The following is a 15,462-nucleotide window of genomic DNA, read 5'->3' on the forward strand; positions in this document are numbered from 1 at the left end:
TTGTAAAGCTAGCAAGGGATGCCATCGAAAAAAACAGTGAAATAACGGTAAATGCGGTAGAAAAAAACGGATCGGGTTTTAATTGAACGCTGCTTAACTTTGCCCCCTGATAAACGAAAGAAGAATGACAGCATTAACTGAAGGGACTAAAGCTCCGGCGTTCACAGGGATTGATCAGAACGGGAACAAAGTTTCATTGAAAGATTATAAAGGAAAGAAACTGGTATTGTATTTCTATCCACAAGACCTCACACCAACCTGCACGGTGCAGGCGTGTAACCTGCGTGATAATTTTTCTTTGCTGCAACAGCATGGGCTTGAAGTGTTGGGTGTAAGTCCCGATGATGCGGAGAAGCACAAAAAATTTGAATCGCGGCACCAGCTTCCGTTTCCTTTGATCGCGGACACGGAACATGCGATCATAGAAAAATATGGTGTATGGGGTGAGAAGCAATTGTATGGCCGTAAGTATATGGGCCTTCACCGCACCACTTTCGTGATTGATGAGAAGGGTGTTATCGTGAAGGTATTCCTTCGTCCGAAGAGCAAGCAACATGCGGAGGAAATCCTGAAGGCTATCGCATCAGTGTAACCGTTCCTTTTTTCGTGAATGGTTGCCCTCCGGGACATTGTAGTTCTATGAAATACACATACGTTCCGGCGGGGGCGGGTAACCCTTTGATGTAGCCGTTCCATGCGTTGGCGGGTTCACTGGCAATGAAGTTGGAGCGTTCAAATACTTTGTCGCCCCACCTGCTGTATACCACCATGTGTTTAATGATGCCGATGCCCTTTACGAGGAAATGGTCGTTGTGCCCATCGCCATTCGGCGTAAAGCCATTGGGGACATGAACCCTGTCGGCTTCACATTGAAGTTTAAGCATCATGGTATCGCTAGCGCTGCATCCCACGTTGTTTGTAACGGTCAGAACATATTGGGTGGGTGCTAAAGGTTTGGCAACAGGGTTGGGGCAGTTGGCGCAGCTGAGGTAGGTGGCAGGCGCCCAATTCCATGAAACCACGTCGCTGCTGGAAGCCGTATTCATCTGGAAGGCGTTTCCGGCAAGTATTTCCGCATCGTTGCCCGCGGATAAGGTGGGTAGCTGATGTACGGTCACGTTAACATTGGCTGTGCTGGTAAAACAATTATAGCGGTCGCTTCCCTGAGCAGTATACCTGGTTGATACGACCGGTTTTACAATAGGTGTAGCGCTGGACGGATCACTTAAACCATTCAGGTTGTTTATCCAGGTAATCCTGTCGGTTCCGGAAGCTAATAGTTTGGTATCTTCTCCCAGGCATATGGCTATATCCGGCGATACCGTTACCTGTTGCGGCTGAACTACTTCAATCGCGATGGAGGCGTTCCCGGCACAGCCTATCTCATCCATGCCCTTCACTGAAAACACGTGATCTGTTGAAGGCTTCGCTGTTACAACCGGGCTATTGGATACATTCAGTGCTGTTGAGGGAGACCATTCATATTTTGCGGCGCCACTAGCTGTTAGGGTTGTGGATGAACCAAGACAAAGTCTTTTCTCCTGGGCCGCAATGCTGATTAACGGATCTGGTCTTATTATGATCGGAGCATGTAGTGGCACTGCGCTCATGCAGCCATTCCTGTCTATCGCTGTAACTGATGGCCTGTAACTTCCTGGTGTTGCGTAGCTGTGGTCGCTGGAAGCTGCGCTGGCATTCAGCGTTTGGCCATCTCCAAAATCCCAGAGGTAGGCAGCGCTGTTTGCTGAGCTTGCGCTGAGTGTAACGTTATGACCTTTACAGCCCTCCAGGCTATTGGATGAAATAGACGCAACAGGCTGGCCTATTTCGATGGAATCCTTGAATACACCCGTTAATCCGTTCGGACTATACACATATAGTTTAACGTAGTATTTACCGGGTTTTTCATAAATATGTGAGGGATAATTCGTGTTGCCCAGTCGGAACCCATCTCCGAAATCCCATTCCACTCTTGAAAAATTGATAGAGGTATTCTGAAAACGCACCAGCGCCGGTGGGCAGCTTCGTCCGCCGATCAGTGTGGTGTTGAAAGTAAAGGCGTAGTTAAAAGGCTTTACCAGCAACTGTTGTGTATATGATGAACTACAGCCTGTTTCAGTACTCGCCGCCTCCAGTCTGATGGTGTAATTTCCATCTTCAACGAACCTGTATTCCGGGTAATACATATCCGGAAGAAGTTCATCGTTTACGTACCATTTGTACGTTACGTCGTAGCTTCCGTGGTGTTGTGTGTTGTTGAAAAAGTACACCTGGGCGTTCTGGTTCACTTCATTTCCTCCCGATAAGCTGAAATTTGCTTTCGGGCCGTTTACGCGCGCATAATTGCCGTATGCGTTAGTAGAATGTGTACATCCCGCGGCATCTTTCACCTGCAGGATTACATTATAATTGCCGGGAGTAGCGTAGGCGTGCCGCACTATTTCCTGCTTATCGGTCGTATATATGTTTCCGTCCCCAAAGTTCCATGTTCTGGAGGTAATGTTATTGTTGCCATAAGGATACGACTCATCTTTAAAAACAACATCGCCGCCATCCCAGCATTTGTTGTCTTCCACAACACTGAACGAGGCATTCGCTCCCTTTATCTTTATCGTAATGGCGGCGGTGGTGTCCGCACAGCCAAAATAATATGATGTAATAATTGCCCTGACCTTTGACACTTCGCCTGGAAAATTCCCAAGCCGGCCTTCGTATTTTGTTTTCCAGTAATAGTTATTGCTGCTAACGGTTCCGGTGAATGGTGTATAATCTTCATTAACAAAGGAAATCATGTATTCACTATCGTAGGTATAATTTTGAGCGGGATTGTCTTCCAGCCCGTCAGCCATAACATCTGCGAAACTACCTACACACACCTCGCGCTGCGTTGGGGAAAGCCGGGGCTTCTGCTTAAGCAATACTGGTACGGGGGTACTGGTTGTTAGAGAGCAGGCGCCATTAATGGCTGTGAGCGTTACGGTATAATTTCCCGTCTGCGTATATTGATGCGAAATAGCTGTTTCTGCGGCTGGTTTCTTAATAGGAGCACTTTTGTCGCCAAAGTCCCAGATCACTTCGGTTGCCGTATTCGAAGCGTGTTTAAAGTCTACTACTCCCCGGTCGTCGAGGCAGGTGTTTTGTTTTGTATTGATTATGGCGAAAGGGGCATTCACCGTGATATATTGTTGTTTGGTGATGCTTGCCTGGCAACGTTGGTTACTAACTGTTAGCGTGACATCATATTTCCCTTCTGTGGTATAGGATTTTTGTACACTGGAGATATAATGCGTGGTATTGTCACCAAAGTTCCAGTTCCAGTATTCCGCGTGCTGGCTTCCGGAAGCCGTGAACAAAATTGGGTTCGGTCCACAGGTTTGCTGGGAGGAAGCCGTAAAGTTGGCCACGGGTGTGCCATAAATTTTGATAGAACTGAGGGTGATGGAACCCTTACATCCGTTATTCGTGGTATATGACAGTGTTGCCCAGTGGTTGCCAACAGTGGTGAATTTTTTTGTCGGCTCAGCCGCCGTGGAAGTAGTACCATCGCTGAACTGCCAGGAATAAGCCGCGATCTGTGATGCATTTGAAGAAAAGAACGTAAGTTCAATCGGTTTCTCGCAGGTGGTAAGGCTGTTGGTTTCACTTACCAGATTCTTATAGCCCACATTAATTTCAGGGGGACCGATCTGAATTTGTTTGCTGGCGGAAGCGGTGCAACCTTCCGCGGTGGTCACTTTTAACCAAATATTTTTGTATCCGTTTGAAGGGTAGTTCCAGGTGATTTTCTTCCCTGTGCCATTTACAACCTGGTCATAATAATTATAATTGAAGTTCCATTCCCATTTCACAACATCCGTACTTGGATCCTCGAATACAACATCCGTAGGGGCCCCGCAAAGGCCGGAAACATTAGAGGTGAACGCTGCCGCACTTGGCGACTTTTTGACCTGAACTGTTTTTGTAACGGAGTAAGGGCATGTACCGAAAGTGTGGTTTAGTTTTACAGTAAAGGAGCCTTCAGTTTGAAAAACCTGTTCAAGCCTTCCGTAGTAATAGTTATAAGTAGGAACCCCGTTTACTTCCCAACTGGTGGAGGAAGGAGCGGGGGATGGAGCTGCTACGAAAGAGGCGGCGGCACCTGTACATATCAGTGCAGGAACATTAAAGTCGCTGCTATACTGTGCCACATTGAGGTAATTGCTTCTTACCTGCTGCGCGGTGCAACCCTCGGAGCTTTTAACGATAAGCTTTACCGTGTAAATGCCTTTTTTATTGAATGCGTGGGACGGGGTCTTCTCGACGCTGGCTGAGCCGTCTCCATAATCCCATTCGTAACTCAGTGTTCCAGGGCCAAAACTATTGTTGCTGAAATTAACCAGGTCAGTTTCTTTACAAAGCACTTCCTGGCTCGCGGTAAATGATGCTCCTATTGCGGGTAGTATCTTTACGGCTTCATTTTTTACCACCGTGTGCGAGCATCCGAAATTATTGGTCACCGTAAGCGATACAGGGGATTCCTGTTCCTGATTGTAAGTGTGGCTCACCGAGGGACCATAGCCCTGGGTTGCAGTTCCATCCCCAAAATCCCAGTAATATCCTGTAATGTTTCCCCCTCCAGGGTTAGAGGTGCTGGTAAAAGTGATGGCGGCGGGCAAACAAGCTTTCGGCGAGGATATGGTGAAACTTGCGGTGGGTGGCGGATGCACCGTTACCGGAATAGTTTTGGAAGACGTTTTCCCATTGTCGGAAACGGTAAGCGTAACCTGATATGTTTTGGTATCGGTATATATAGCCGAAGGGCTGACAAAAGCAGAGCTGTTCCCATTTCCTAGGTCCCAACTGTAAGTGGCTCCGGAAGACGCTCCGGCGGTGCGATTGGTAAAACTTACTTTCAATGGAGCGCATCCCGCGTTTACATCAGCGATGAAGTCCGCGTTCAGTTGAGCATGCAGGGGGAGGAAAAATCCAGCAGGCAGCAATAGAAGTAAGGCTTTTAAAAAACGGACAAGGGTCATAAAGGGGTTCGAAATTACGAACCGAAGATAAGGAGGTTGTATGGGCTAAACAATAAAAGGTGCCCGGTATTTTCACCGATCATGCTGGAAATGGATAAGTTGTTTCCAGTTGCTTTTTTAAGATAGAGGTGTTTTATTCCAGGTTGTAATTGATGAAGAAATTCCGCTTGCGACCTTACTTTTACAGGCGTGAAGCATACACAACAGCCGGTCATCAAAGAAAATTCTTCCTTCGCTCGCATAGCCGCGGCTTTCCGTAAGGAACCCCGCATCGCTATGGTACTCGGCAATACCATTCATTTGTATGGTGTCACGGAAGGTGCTTTCAGGGCAAACACGAGATGGGTAAGGCATGAAATGGCGCATATCCGGCAGTTCCGGCAATATGGCACCGCCGGGTTTATATTGCGGTATGTTTGGGAATGGATCAAACACGGGTATACCAACAACCGCTTCGAAGTAGAGGCGCGGGCGGCGGAGGATGAAGTGGTTTAAAGTTGCCATTCCACGGTGCCGAAGTCGAAACAATGTTCCATCGTATCCCTGGTACAGAGTTGTCCGCTGTCGTTTACGTGGGTGATGATCGTTTCAAAAACGCGGTTTTCCTGCTTTAACCGCACTTTCATGTTTCGCATGTAAAGGTGGGAGTTGTAGGCTTCGAGTAAGGTTGCCGGTCCGGAAGAGCAGATCTTTTCCAGTTCGTTTTCAAGTAGTTGGAAGAAAATCCTTGCCATTTCCAGTGGATCAGCTTCTTTTCCGGTGATCTGCTTCAGGGAAACCGGTTTTTTATCCGTTTCGGGGAAATGGGTCTGGTTGATATTCATGCCCATGCCTACTACGGCGGCGGTCCAGTTTTGGCCGCGAAAGCAGTTTTCTACCAGTATCCCTGCTGCCTTTCTGTCACGCCAATAAATATCATTGGGCCATTTAATTGAAACGTCCCCGTTGGTATGGTTGTCCAGCAGTTGCCGGGCGGCGAGCGATACGGCCCAGTTCAGCTCAAAAGCCTTGCTGATATTGTACAGGCCCGGTTCCACTACCAGGCTCAATACGATGTTTTCTCCTGGATTCGTGTGCCAGGTTTTCCCCCTTTGTCCTCTTCCCGCCGTTTGTTCCAGCGCGAAAAAGGCCGCGCCATTGCCTGCCTTTCCTGCGTGAACCGCCTGCATGGCATAGTTGTTGGAACTGTCAACCGTATTCAAAATGGTCAGGGGCTTGCCCATGGCGCCCCGGTGTGTGATGGATCGCATAAATACCATGATTCCTTCCGCAAATGTAACCGTGAAGTGTCGGTTTGAATCACTAATTTTGAAGCACCTGTAAAAATTGAAATTGTTCACCTAAATCCAAAGTGTTATTGGAACCACTACAAGCATTGGCCGCGAGGGAGAAAACAAGCGTTACTAAGCTTACCAGTCGCTCGAAGATCATCAAGACCATCCTTCATACCATCCAGGAAAAGAAAGGAGAGAATATAATTTCGCTGGATCTGCGCAAAATTCCGGAGGCAGTGGCAGATTTCTTTATCATCTGCGAAGCCACCAATACTACTCAATTGAAAGGTATTTCCGACTTTGTGGAAGAAGAAGTGAAAAAAATCTGTGGCGAAACACCCTATAAACACGAAGGGCACCAGGCACAGCAATGGATCATTATTGACTATGTGAACGTGGTAGTGCACGTGATGTTGCCTGAAACCAGGAAGTTTTACCGCCTGGAAGAAATGTGGAGCGACGCGGCGATGGCCGAGCATAATTCCTGATCCCGTTCTGTTAAAATACTTGCAAAATACCCGTATAAACACGGGGATTTGCTTTATATTGAACAAATTAGCCCCCGATCCATTTATATAAACACGAGAAGAACAAGCACAAATAACCTTATGTCACAAGACGAATACAAAAAAGACGACCGGAATTTTCCCAGGCTGAAACCCAGGCAAGGAGGCGAAGAACCGCCCCGTAAAGGTCCCAAATTCAATATTTACTGGGTATACGGCATCATCGCGGCAGTGCTGCTGGGATTGCAGTTTTTCGGGTCTTTTTCAGCCGATATAAAATCTATCAGCGAGCTGGAATTCAAAAACAACATGCTCGCGAAAGGTGATGTGGCCAAACTGGTTTCCGTTACCAATAAAGACCTGGTAAGGGTATACATCAAGACCGATAGCCTTTCCAAACCTTATTACAAGGATAAACTCTCCAAAAACTGGAATGCTCAAACCAATAAAGGTCCTCAGTTCCAGTTCAACGTAACCAATTTCGAAAGCTTCGAAAAAAGACTGGCCGATTTTTATACCGAAACCGGGATAAAAGAAGTGCCCAATGAAGCCGCGCCCGAAAGTGATTGGTTTGCACCCCTTCTCCAATTCCTGCTTCCCTTGTTGATATTCATTGGTTTATGGGTATTGCTGATGCGAAAAATGGGCGGTGGCGCCGGCGGCGGAAGTGGTCCCGGAGGTATTTTCAATATTGGCAAATCCAAGGCCCAATTGTTCGAGAAGGGAACTAAAGTAAATATTACGTTCAGTGATGTGGCCGGTTTGGATGAAGCGAAGGTGGAAGTGATGGAGATTGTTGATTTCCTGAAGAATCCCAAGAAATATACGGCCCTTGGTGGTAAAATTCCCAAAGGTGCCCTGCTGGTAGGACCTCCCGGTACCGGTAAAACGCTCCTGGCCAAAGCGATGGCCGGGGAAGCGCAGGTGCCTTTCTTCTCGCTTTCCGGTTCCGATTTCGTGGAAATGTTTGTAGGTGTGGGTGCTAGCCGTGTGCGTGACCTGTTCAAGCAGGCCCGCGAAAAAGCGCCCTGCGTGATATTTATCGATGAAATTGACGCCATAGGCCGGGCCCGCGGAAAGAACGTGATGATGAGCAACGATGAAAGGGAAAGCACCCTCAACCAGTTGCTCGTTGAAATGGATGGTTTCGGCGGCGACAGCGGAATTATTATTCTCGCTGCGACCAACCGCCCCGACGTACTGGATAGCGCTTTGTTGCGTCCAGGTCGTTTCGACAGGCAAATCTCTATTGATAAGCCGGATGTGAAAGGCCGTGAAGCCATCTTCAAAGTACACCTGAAAGCCATCAAGGTTTCCGAACAGGTGGACGTGCATAAACTGGCGGAGCAGACGCCCGGTTTCGCCGGAGCCGATATCGCGAATGTTTGTAACGAAGCCGCCCTCATTGCCGCCAGGAAGGGAAAGGCCGGTGTGGAGATGGTTGATTTCCAGGATGCCGTTGACCGTGTGATCGGCGGATTAGAAAAGAAAAACAAGATCATTTCTCCCGAAGAGAAAAAGATCATCGCCTACCACGAAGCGGGCCACGCCATCTGTGGCTGGTACCTCGAACATGCTTATCCGCTGCTCAAAGTAACCATCGTTCCCCGTGGTGTGGCCGCGCTCGGATATGCGCAGTACACCCCGAAAGAACAGTATCTCTATAATACTGATCAATTGTTCGACCAGATTTGTATGACCCTCGGGGGCCGCGCAAGCGAAGAACTGAACTTCGGTAAAATATCCACCGGCGCGCAGAACGACCTGCAACAGATCACCCGCATGGCTTACGCCATGGTGACCGTTTACGGTATGAACGATAAGGTGGGTAACGTCAGTTTCTACGAATCACAACAGGGCGAATACAATTTTACCAAGCCTTACAGTGATGAGACCGCCCAGATGATCGATAACGAAGTGCGTAGCCTGATCCTCGGGGCCTACAACCGCACTAAGGAATTGCTTACCGAAAGAAGTCACGAAGTGAAATTGCTGGCGGAAGCGCTGTTGGAAAAAGAAGTATTGTTCCAGAGTGATGTGGAAAAACTGATCGGTAAAAGACCCTATGAAGAACGCAAGGCGTTGGACGTAGCAGACCCAACTCATGAGCCAACAGGCGGCATCAGCGCCGGCGTTCCACCAACAGAAATGCCACAATCAACTGAAGTACAGCCCTAATATCATGAACGTATCTCCTTCTAAAGAAAGCATCTTAAAAAAAATAAGAAAGGCGTTGACCGTATCAACGCCTCTTCCTTTTTCCCAGAGCGAAGGTTATCAATCGGTGTATCAGCCACAGCAAATGGAACCGGAAATGGAGTTTGCGGAGAACTTCTCCAGGCTCCAGGGGAAATTTGTATTCTGCCTGAATGAAGCCGAAATGGCGGCACAGCTGAAAGCCTTGTCCGTTCAGCTCGGATGGAAAGGACTCTTCACAAAAGATAATAGTCTGAAACCCGCGCTGGAAGCGGCAGGAATAGCTTTTGATGAATCCACCACGCTCCACAATTGTGATGCAGCCATCACGACCTGCGAGGCCCTCGTGGCGCGTACCGGTTCTATCGCATTGAGCGCGGCACTGAACGGAGGGCGCACTACCAGCGTTTACGCCCCGGTACATATCTGTATCGCTTACTCCAACCAACTGGTGTACGATATCAAAGATGCCATGCAACTGGTGCGGGAGAAATACCCGGAACGTCTGCCATCGCTGATTACGTTCGCCAGCGGACCCAGCCGTACCGCCGATATTGAGAAAACACTGGTGGTAGGGGTGCATGGTCCGAAGGAAGTGTATGTATTTCTTGTAGACCAACATGCGTAGTAATTTTGAATTTTCCTCCATGGTCCTTCCACCGGGAAAAAAGATTTACTTCCTCTCCGATTTCCACCTGGGCGCGCCCAACCACGCGCAGAGCCGGGAAAGAGAAGACAGGATTGTCCGTTTCCTGGAACAGATCATGCCTGAAACGGGAGTACTCTTCATTGTTGGCGATATCTTCGATTTCTGGTACGAATACAAAACAGTTGTGCCGAAAGGCTACATCCGTTTGCTGGGGCAACTCGCACGGTTTACCGATGCAGGTATTCCCGTTCATTTTTTTACCGGAAACCACGACATGTGGATGGATGGTTATTTTGAAGAAGAACTGAATATCCCCGTGTACCATGAACCAAAAGCGTTCGAATTCAATGGGAAGCAATTCCTTATCGGACACGGAGATGGCCTGGGTCCCGGTGACCACGGCTATAAATTCATCAAAAAAATATTCCGGAACAAACTCTGCCAGTGGATGTTCGGCGCGCTGCACCCCGCATGGGGGATAGGTTTGGCGAACTTTCTGAGTAGGAGAAGCAGGGCCGCTACAGGGCAGTCCGACGAAAAGTTCCTCGGGGAAGAGAACGAATGGCTCATCATCTATTGCAAGGAAGTATTGCAGCGGCAGTTCTACGATTATTGTATATTCGGACACCGGCACCTGCCCATCGACTGGCCGCTGCCCGGAGGAAGCAGGTACGTGAACCTCGGCGACTGGATTAAATATTACAGCTACGCCGTTTTTGACGGTAACCATCTTTCACTCGAGTACCACAAGGTTTGAAAAAACTGATCACATATCTGTTGGCGCTGCTCGCCGGAACACAGTTCCTCCTCGCGCAAACACCGGAACTTATCAGGGAAATTCACGGTGATTTCATTGATTTTACCACCGACAACATTGGTAATACTTACCTGCTCACCAGGCAGAACCAATTGAAGAAATACAATCCCGATGGCGATTCCCTCTCCGTTTTCAACGATGTGAAGCGCTTCGGAAAGTTGTATTCGATGGATGCCTCCAACCCGTTGAAACTCGTACTCTATTACCGTGATTTTTCCACGGTGGTGGAACTGGACCGTCTGCTTAACGTACGTAATACCATCGACCTGAAAAAGCTGAACATCTTCCAGCCCAAAGCGGTAGGGCTTTCCAACGACAACAACATCTGGGTGTACGATGAACTGGAGGCGCAACTCAAGAAGGTCGGGCAGGATGGAATGTTGCGCAGCGCCACCACCGATCTGCGCCAGGCACTGGATTCATTGCCTTCACCCACCGTGCTCTCAGACCAGGACGCGTTGGTTTACCTCTACGACACCACAAAAGGCGTTTACTTATTCGACTATTTTGGCACCCTGAAAAACAGGCTGCCATTCCGCGGCTGGCAGGATTTCCAGGTGCTTGGAAAATTCATGTTCGGAAGAAAAAACACTATACTTTACCGTTATGAAACCGGATCTTTGCAATTGCAGGAACAAGACCTGGCGGCAATATTGCAGGATGTTCTTAAACTTAGGGTGAACATGCAAAGGCTTTATGTACTGCATCCCGGTAAATTACAGGTGTACAGATTGTAACGAAGCACATTGATATGCAAGAGTTTCTCGACTTTAAAATATTTGACAACACGATTCAGGCTTATGGCATCGTGGCGCTGAGCATTATCGCCGCGCTGATCCTGAAGCGCATCATCTCGAAATACCTGGCCAGCTTGCTTTTTAAGGTAGTGAAAGGACTGGCAAAAGGCGTCGACAAGCAATCTTTCGTGAACCTGGTGGTGCAGCCGCTGGAAGTATTTATCGTGGTGCTGATCATGGTGGTGACCTTCGATAAACTGAATTATCCCGAGGCGCTGGATGTGAAGATTTATAAAATCAGTCTGAGGCAACTCATCGATACGGCTTCCGTTTCCACCATCATCATCATGTTCATCTGGCTGCTGTTGCGGATCATGGACTTCATCGCGCTGATCCTGCACCAGAAAGCCAATAAAACACTGGATCAGACCGACAACCAGCTCATCGTATTCTTCAAAGACTTCTTCAAAGCCGTGCTCGTGATCATCGGCGGGTTACTCGTTTTGCAATTCGGTTTCAACAAGAACGTGGGCAACCTCCTTACCGGCCTTAGTATCGCAACCGCCGCTATCGCCCTCGCCACCCGGGAAAGCCTCGAAAACCTGATCGCGTCCTTTATCATCTTTTTCGATAAACCGTTTACCACGGGTGATGTGGTGAAAGTGCACCAGGTTACGGGAACGGTAGAAAAAATCGGCCTGCGCAGCACGCGCCTCCGCACCGACCAGAAAACTTTCGTGACCGTTCCCAACAAACAAATGGTGGATTCAATCATGGACAATCTGACCCTCCGCACCCAGCGCCGTGCCGATATACGGCTTGCGGTGAGCCTGGAAACCAGTCCGGATAGTATGAAGGAACTGGTGGATGGCATCCGGAAAATCTTATCGAGGGAAGAAATTGAAAGCAGCACCGTATTCTTTACGGAGATCGGTTCGAACGGGTTCGTGATCCCCATCGAATTTTATACCGCCACCATTTCGATGGATGAATTCAATGCGTTACGCCAGGAAGTAAACCTGCTTGTACTACAATTGGTGGCCGCGCTGGGTATTGAACTGGCCGGTGTGAATACCGATATCCGCATCATCAACGAACCATCGGGAGAAACACAAAGGCCGATTCTTTAACGGGGCAATAACTCCGCGAGATCCTTGTCGAATTGCCCCGAAATGCCGTATTCCACTACACGGCCCAGTTCCTTCCCCTGCTTCAATACGATGAAAGTGGGCACATGCGTAACGTTGAAGAGCGTCGTGAGGTTGCCCAGCGATTTCTTATAATGATCAACACCCACTAATGTGATGGATTCGTTTGGAATCCCGGCCGCATCTGCCAGCGCAAGAAATTTGGGAAGCAGCTTACGTGTATCTCCGCACCAGGTGCCGAAGAACACAAAAAACTGAACGGAATCTTTATTGGCTTTGAAACGTTCCACAATGGCCGCATCTGGCTGATAGCCCGCCCGGTTATTGATAACCCAGGCGAAGGCCGTATCCTTTTCAAGTACTGACCTGTCGGCAAGTCCTTTGATGATCTTGTGTTTGAACTGAACATACGATTCGTACCCCTGTGAAAAAACAGGGAGCGTTACCGTGATAAGCAGGATAATGAACAGTGTTTTTCTCATGATAAGTTTATTGGAGCTCCCGCGGTGCGGCAAAAAAGTCGGTGCCACCGACGTTGTTTTCCCCGGATGCCCACCGTGTTTTAACGTTCCTTTCCAAGTGATTTTCTGTTTACGTTTTTAAAGGCGCAAATCCTTAATTAACCCAAATCGGCTTTCATCTGCAATAAAAATCCGCGTATTCTTTTCAGGGATTGTTCTATCTCGAAATTTTTCTCCGCCTTTTTCCGGTTGTTCTTTAAGAAGTCCTTCGCGCCTTCAATGGTAAATTTCTTGAGCCGGAGGAGGTTATGGATCATGTGCAGGTTCTTCACGTCGATGGGACGGAAAAGCCTGTCGCCCTTGCGGTTCTTTTTCGGGCGGATGATATCGAATTCGGTTTCCCAGAAACGGATGAGCGAGGTATTCACGTTGAACATCTTGGCCACTTCGCCGATCCCGTAATATTGTTTTTTGAACAGTTGCTCGTCTTCCGGGATTTCCACCATTTCAGCTTCCGCCATCATTTCGCGGATCGATTTCCGGCCCCGTTTGCTTTTGTTTTCCGCTGCCGCTTCTTTCTTCTCTTTCACCCGCACGATCACAACCGGTTTTGCATCCGTACCCGAGGAAGGTTTGGAGAACATCGGAATTTCAAACACTTCTTCATCGTCGCTGGCATCGGCCTTCTGGAAATAAGCGATTGAAACCTGCTTTTCAATGCCCGATTCTTCTTCGGGTGCATCGGGTTCCAGCTCAAATTCTATGGGGCTATCATCTTCAGGTTCGGCTTCTTCAGCGAAAAACACGATACCCGCTTCAGGAGCTTTGGGGACTTCTGCATTTTCTTCCGTCCCTGAAATTTGTTTTTCCGTTCCCACTGGTGTAGGAGTGGACTCATCTTCCGGTTGTTCGGTTGGTATAGTCGTGGCTACTTCGGCAACTACATCACTTGATTCATTTGCTGAAACCGTATTTTCTTCTGCAACAAATGACGTTTCTTCTTCCGAAACATACTGTTCTTCTTCAGTAAGCGCAGTAGTTTCCGAAGGCTCCTCCGATACAACTGCTTCTTCCGCTACAATTTCTCGGGCCGCATTATTTGCTTCTGAAGCCTCTTCAGCTACGAGAACCTCCTCCAAAACGGCTGCTTCGGTCGCTTCTTCCGAAGCCATATTTTTTTCCTCTACAGTTTCTTCTATTGCTGCCTGAGTTATGGGGGAAGGCACAAGTTCTTCCATAACTGCATCCCGGGTTTCGGGAACAACAGTTACTGCAGGTTCCGCATCGACCTTGGGCAAGGCGCCTTCGGCCAGTATCTTATCCGGCGGTGGCGGTGTTAATCTTCTGAAACCATTATTGGTATTACCTTTTGCGGATTCCGGCTGCGAGGCGTGCATTGCGCCGTTTCCGTTGACCGACGACTTTTTTTCTTCCGGCGCAGCGGTGGTTTCAGGCTGCGCGGGAGAAAATCCGAAATCCAAACTTATCTGAACAAACCCCATGCGCCAAAAATAGTATAAATGTTAGATGAGCGATGCGGATTGCGGCGCGAGTTTTCTCCAATTATTCAACATTCTGCGCTAATCGAAACTCTGGTTACCGGCGGCGGCCATTTTCAGCATGCGGTCGAATTGTTCGGGAGAAAGATCGTTGTAGAAATAATAAATGGGATCCACTTTAACGCCGTTCCGGTGCACTTCATAATGCAGGTGTGGGCCGGTTGATTTTCCCGTGCTGCCCACGTAACCGATGATTTCACCGCGTTTTACTTTCTGCCCATTCCGCGCTTTGATTTTGTACAGGTGACCATACAAGGTTTCGTACCCATAACCATGGCGGATCACCACGTGGTTGCCATATCCGTTGCCAAGGTTACCGGCCACGCTGATGGTGCCATTGGCGCTGGCGTAAACAGGCGTGCCTTGCGGGGCGCTGAAATCAAGTCCGGCGTGGAACTTGGTCATCTTATAAATAGGATCGATCCGGTAGCCGAAGCCGGAAGCGAGGCGTTTGAGATCGGCATTGCTTACGGGTTGAATGGCCGGCGTACTGGCCAGCAGGTCCTCTTTGTTTTTGATGAAGCCCTCAATATCGCCGTAAGATTTTTTCTGGGCATCCATCCGTGCCGTGAGGTTTTTGATGGAAGAAGCGATGGAGCGGGCGAGTTGTATATCGTTCAGACTGGCAACCAGTTGTTCTTCTTTTTTCTGTTCCAGTTGCTTGGCACGGGCGCTGTCGGGGATGGGATTGGCTTCAAAAATGGAACGGTACACCTCGTTGTCGCGGGTTTCCAGTTCGCGGAGCCGCGTGTTCAGTTCCCTGATCTGCTTATCGAGGAGTTCATAATCATCTTTCATGGCCTCGTTTTCGGCCCGCAGCATCTTTTCTTTCGGAGAATCCAGGTACTGGAAAGCGATGGCCACAATAATGAAAGCCGTTACTATGGCGGCCGCAAGGAAGCCCAGCACCCGCAACAACTTTACACGAAGCGGCACTTCCAGCTTTTCGTAGCGGAGGGTATGGGTGTTGTAGTAATATTTAACTTTTTTCATGCGGGGCCTTTCGTTCCGGTTCTGCTCCTTACAGCAAATTCTACGCCTTAAAACTATACCTTTGCACCACTTCCGGGCCGAAGTTTACAAATATATTGGCATAGCCG

At 48.6% G+C, this 15,462-nt stretch carries 13 protein-coding genes; 8 read left to right on the top strand and 5 right to left on the bottom strand.

Annotated features, from left to right (window positions below):
• Positions 1–124: 124 nt before the first annotated feature.
• Positions 125–592, top strand: coding sequence for a thioredoxin-dependent thiol peroxidase (bcp, locus tag M4J38_RS13530; RefSeq protein ID WP_251760145.1), 468 nt, complete (start codon positions 125–127; stop codon positions 590–592).
• Here bcp and M4J38_RS13535 read toward each other — a convergent pair.
• Complete coding sequence (locus M4J38_RS13535) at positions 576–5,015, bottom strand: PKD domain-containing protein (RefSeq protein ID WP_251760146.1); 4,440 nt, start codon at positions 5,013–5,015, stop codon at positions 576–578. The genes bcp and M4J38_RS13535 overlap by 17 nt on opposite strands.
• 189 nt (positions 5,016–5,204) lie before the next feature.
• Here M4J38_RS13535 and M4J38_RS13540 point away from each other — a divergent pair, with 189 nt between their 5' ends.
• Positions 5,205–5,510, top strand: coding sequence for a DUF4157 domain-containing protein (locus tag M4J38_RS13540; protein ID WP_251760147.1), 306 nt, complete (start codon positions 5,205–5,207; stop codon positions 5,508–5,510).
• Here M4J38_RS13540 and M4J38_RS13545 read toward each other — a convergent pair.
• Positions 5,507–6,265 carry a biotin--[acetyl-CoA-carboxylase] ligase gene (locus M4J38_RS13545; RefSeq protein ID WP_251760149.1) on the bottom strand — a complete coding sequence of 253 codons (759 nt, stop codon included), beginning with the start codon at positions 6,263–6,265 and terminating at the stop codon, positions 5,507–5,509. The genes M4J38_RS13540 and M4J38_RS13545 overlap by 4 nt on opposite strands.
• Before the next feature lie 107 nt (positions 6,266–6,372).
• On the opposite strand from M4J38_RS13545, the gene rsfS reads away from it, so the two are divergent.
• The 6 genes from rsfS to M4J38_RS13575 all read left to right on the top strand — a co-directional run bounded on the left by rsfS (position 6,373) and on the right by M4J38_RS13575 (position 12,324).
• The gene (gene rsfS / locus M4J38_RS13550) at positions 6,373–6,777 is read left to right on the top strand and encodes a ribosome silencing factor (RefSeq protein WP_251760150.1); all 405 of its coding nucleotides are present in this window, start codon (positions 6,373–6,375) and stop codon (positions 6,775–6,777) included.
• 120 nt (positions 6,778–6,897) lie between these two features.
• Positions 6,898–8,973, top strand: coding sequence for an ATP-dependent zinc metalloprotease FtsH (ftsH, locus tag M4J38_RS13555; protein ID WP_251760151.1), 2,076 nt, complete (start codon positions 6,898–6,900; stop codon positions 8,971–8,973).
• A gap of 55 nt (positions 8,974–9,028) precedes the next feature.
• On the top strand, positions 9,029–9,619 hold the full coding sequence (locus tag M4J38_RS13560) for an LUD domain-containing protein (RefSeq protein ID WP_251760152.1): 591 nt from the start codon (positions 9,029–9,031) through the stop codon (positions 9,617–9,619).
• 19 nt (positions 9,620–9,638) lie between these two features.
• Positions 9,639–10,397: a UDP-2,3-diacylglucosamine diphosphatase gene (locus tag M4J38_RS13565; RefSeq protein WP_251760153.1), complete on the top strand. Its 759-nt coding sequence runs from the start codon at positions 9,639–9,641 to the stop codon at positions 10,395–10,397.
• Positions 10,394–11,194, top strand: coding sequence for a hypothetical protein (locus tag M4J38_RS13570; RefSeq protein WP_251760154.1), 801 nt, complete (start codon positions 10,394–10,396; stop codon positions 11,192–11,194). Before M4J38_RS13565 ends, M4J38_RS13570 begins: the two co-directional genes overlap by 4 nt.
• A gap of 14 nt (positions 11,195–11,208) precedes the next feature.
• On the top strand, positions 11,209–12,324 hold the full coding sequence (locus M4J38_RS13575; protein WP_251760155.1) for a mechanosensitive ion channel family protein: 1,116 nt from the start codon (positions 11,209–11,211) through the stop codon (positions 12,322–12,324).
• Here the strand turns inward: M4J38_RS13575 and M4J38_RS13580 are convergent.
• From M4J38_RS13580 to M4J38_RS13590, 3 genes are all read right to left on the bottom strand, one after another.
• Positions 12,321–12,824, bottom strand: a complete 504-nt coding sequence (locus tag M4J38_RS13580) for a thioredoxin family protein (protein WP_251760156.1) — start codon at positions 12,822–12,824, stop codon at positions 12,321–12,323. The two genes, M4J38_RS13575 and M4J38_RS13580, sit on opposite strands and share 4 nt — an antisense overlap.
• A gap of 137 nt (positions 12,825–12,961) precedes the next feature.
• The gene (locus M4J38_RS13585) at positions 12,962–14,305 is read right to left on the bottom strand and encodes a MerR family transcriptional regulator (protein ID WP_251760157.1); all 1,344 of its coding nucleotides are present in this window, start codon (positions 14,303–14,305) and stop codon (positions 12,962–12,964) included.
• A gap of 78 nt (positions 14,306–14,383) precedes the next feature.
• Positions 14,384–15,355 carry a M23 family metallopeptidase gene (locus M4J38_RS13590; RefSeq protein ID WP_251760158.1) on the bottom strand — a complete coding sequence of 324 codons (972 nt, stop codon included), beginning with the start codon at positions 15,353–15,355 and terminating at the stop codon, positions 14,384–14,386.
• Between the last annotated feature and the right edge of the window lie 107 nt (positions 15,356–15,462).

The sequence above is a fragment of the Parasegetibacter sp. NRK P23 genome (assembly GCF_023721715.1).
GTDB lineage: Bacteria > Bacteroidota > Bacteroidia > Chitinophagales > Chitinophagaceae > Parasegetibacter.

Bases quoted from the DNA above. Each gene is read 5' to 3' on its own strand.
- bcp (WP_251760145.1), top strand. From the start codon at position 125: ATGACAGCATTAACTGAAGGGACTAAAGCTCCGGCGTTCACAGGGATT.
- M4J38_RS13535 (WP_251760146.1), bottom strand. From the start codon at position 5,015: ATGACCCTTGTCCGTTTTTTAAAAGCCTTACTTCTATTGCTGCCTGCT.
- M4J38_RS13545 (WP_251760149.1), bottom strand. From the start codon at position 6,265: ATGCGATCCATCACACACCGGGGCGCCATGGGCAAGCCCCTGACCATT.
- ftsH (WP_251760151.1), top strand. From the start codon at position 6,898: ATGTCACAAGACGAATACAAAAAAGACGACCGGAATTTTCCCAGGCTG.
- M4J38_RS13565 (WP_251760153.1), top strand. From the start codon at position 9,639: ATGGTCCTTCCACCGGGAAAAAAGATTTACTTCCTCTCCGATTTCCAC.
- M4J38_RS13575 (WP_251760155.1), top strand. From the start codon at position 11,209: ATGCAAGAGTTTCTCGACTTTAAAATATTTGACAACACGATTCAGGCT.
- M4J38_RS13580 (WP_251760156.1), bottom strand. From the start codon at position 12,824: ATGAGAAAAACACTGTTCATTATCCTGCTTATCACGGTAACGCTCCCT.
- M4J38_RS13585 (WP_251760157.1), bottom strand. From the start codon at position 14,305: ATGGGGTTTGTTCAGATAAGTTTGGATTTCGGATTTTCTCCCGCGCAG.
- M4J38_RS13590 (WP_251760158.1), bottom strand. From the start codon at position 15,355: ATGAAAAAAGTTAAATATTACTACAACACCCATACCCTCCGCTACGAA.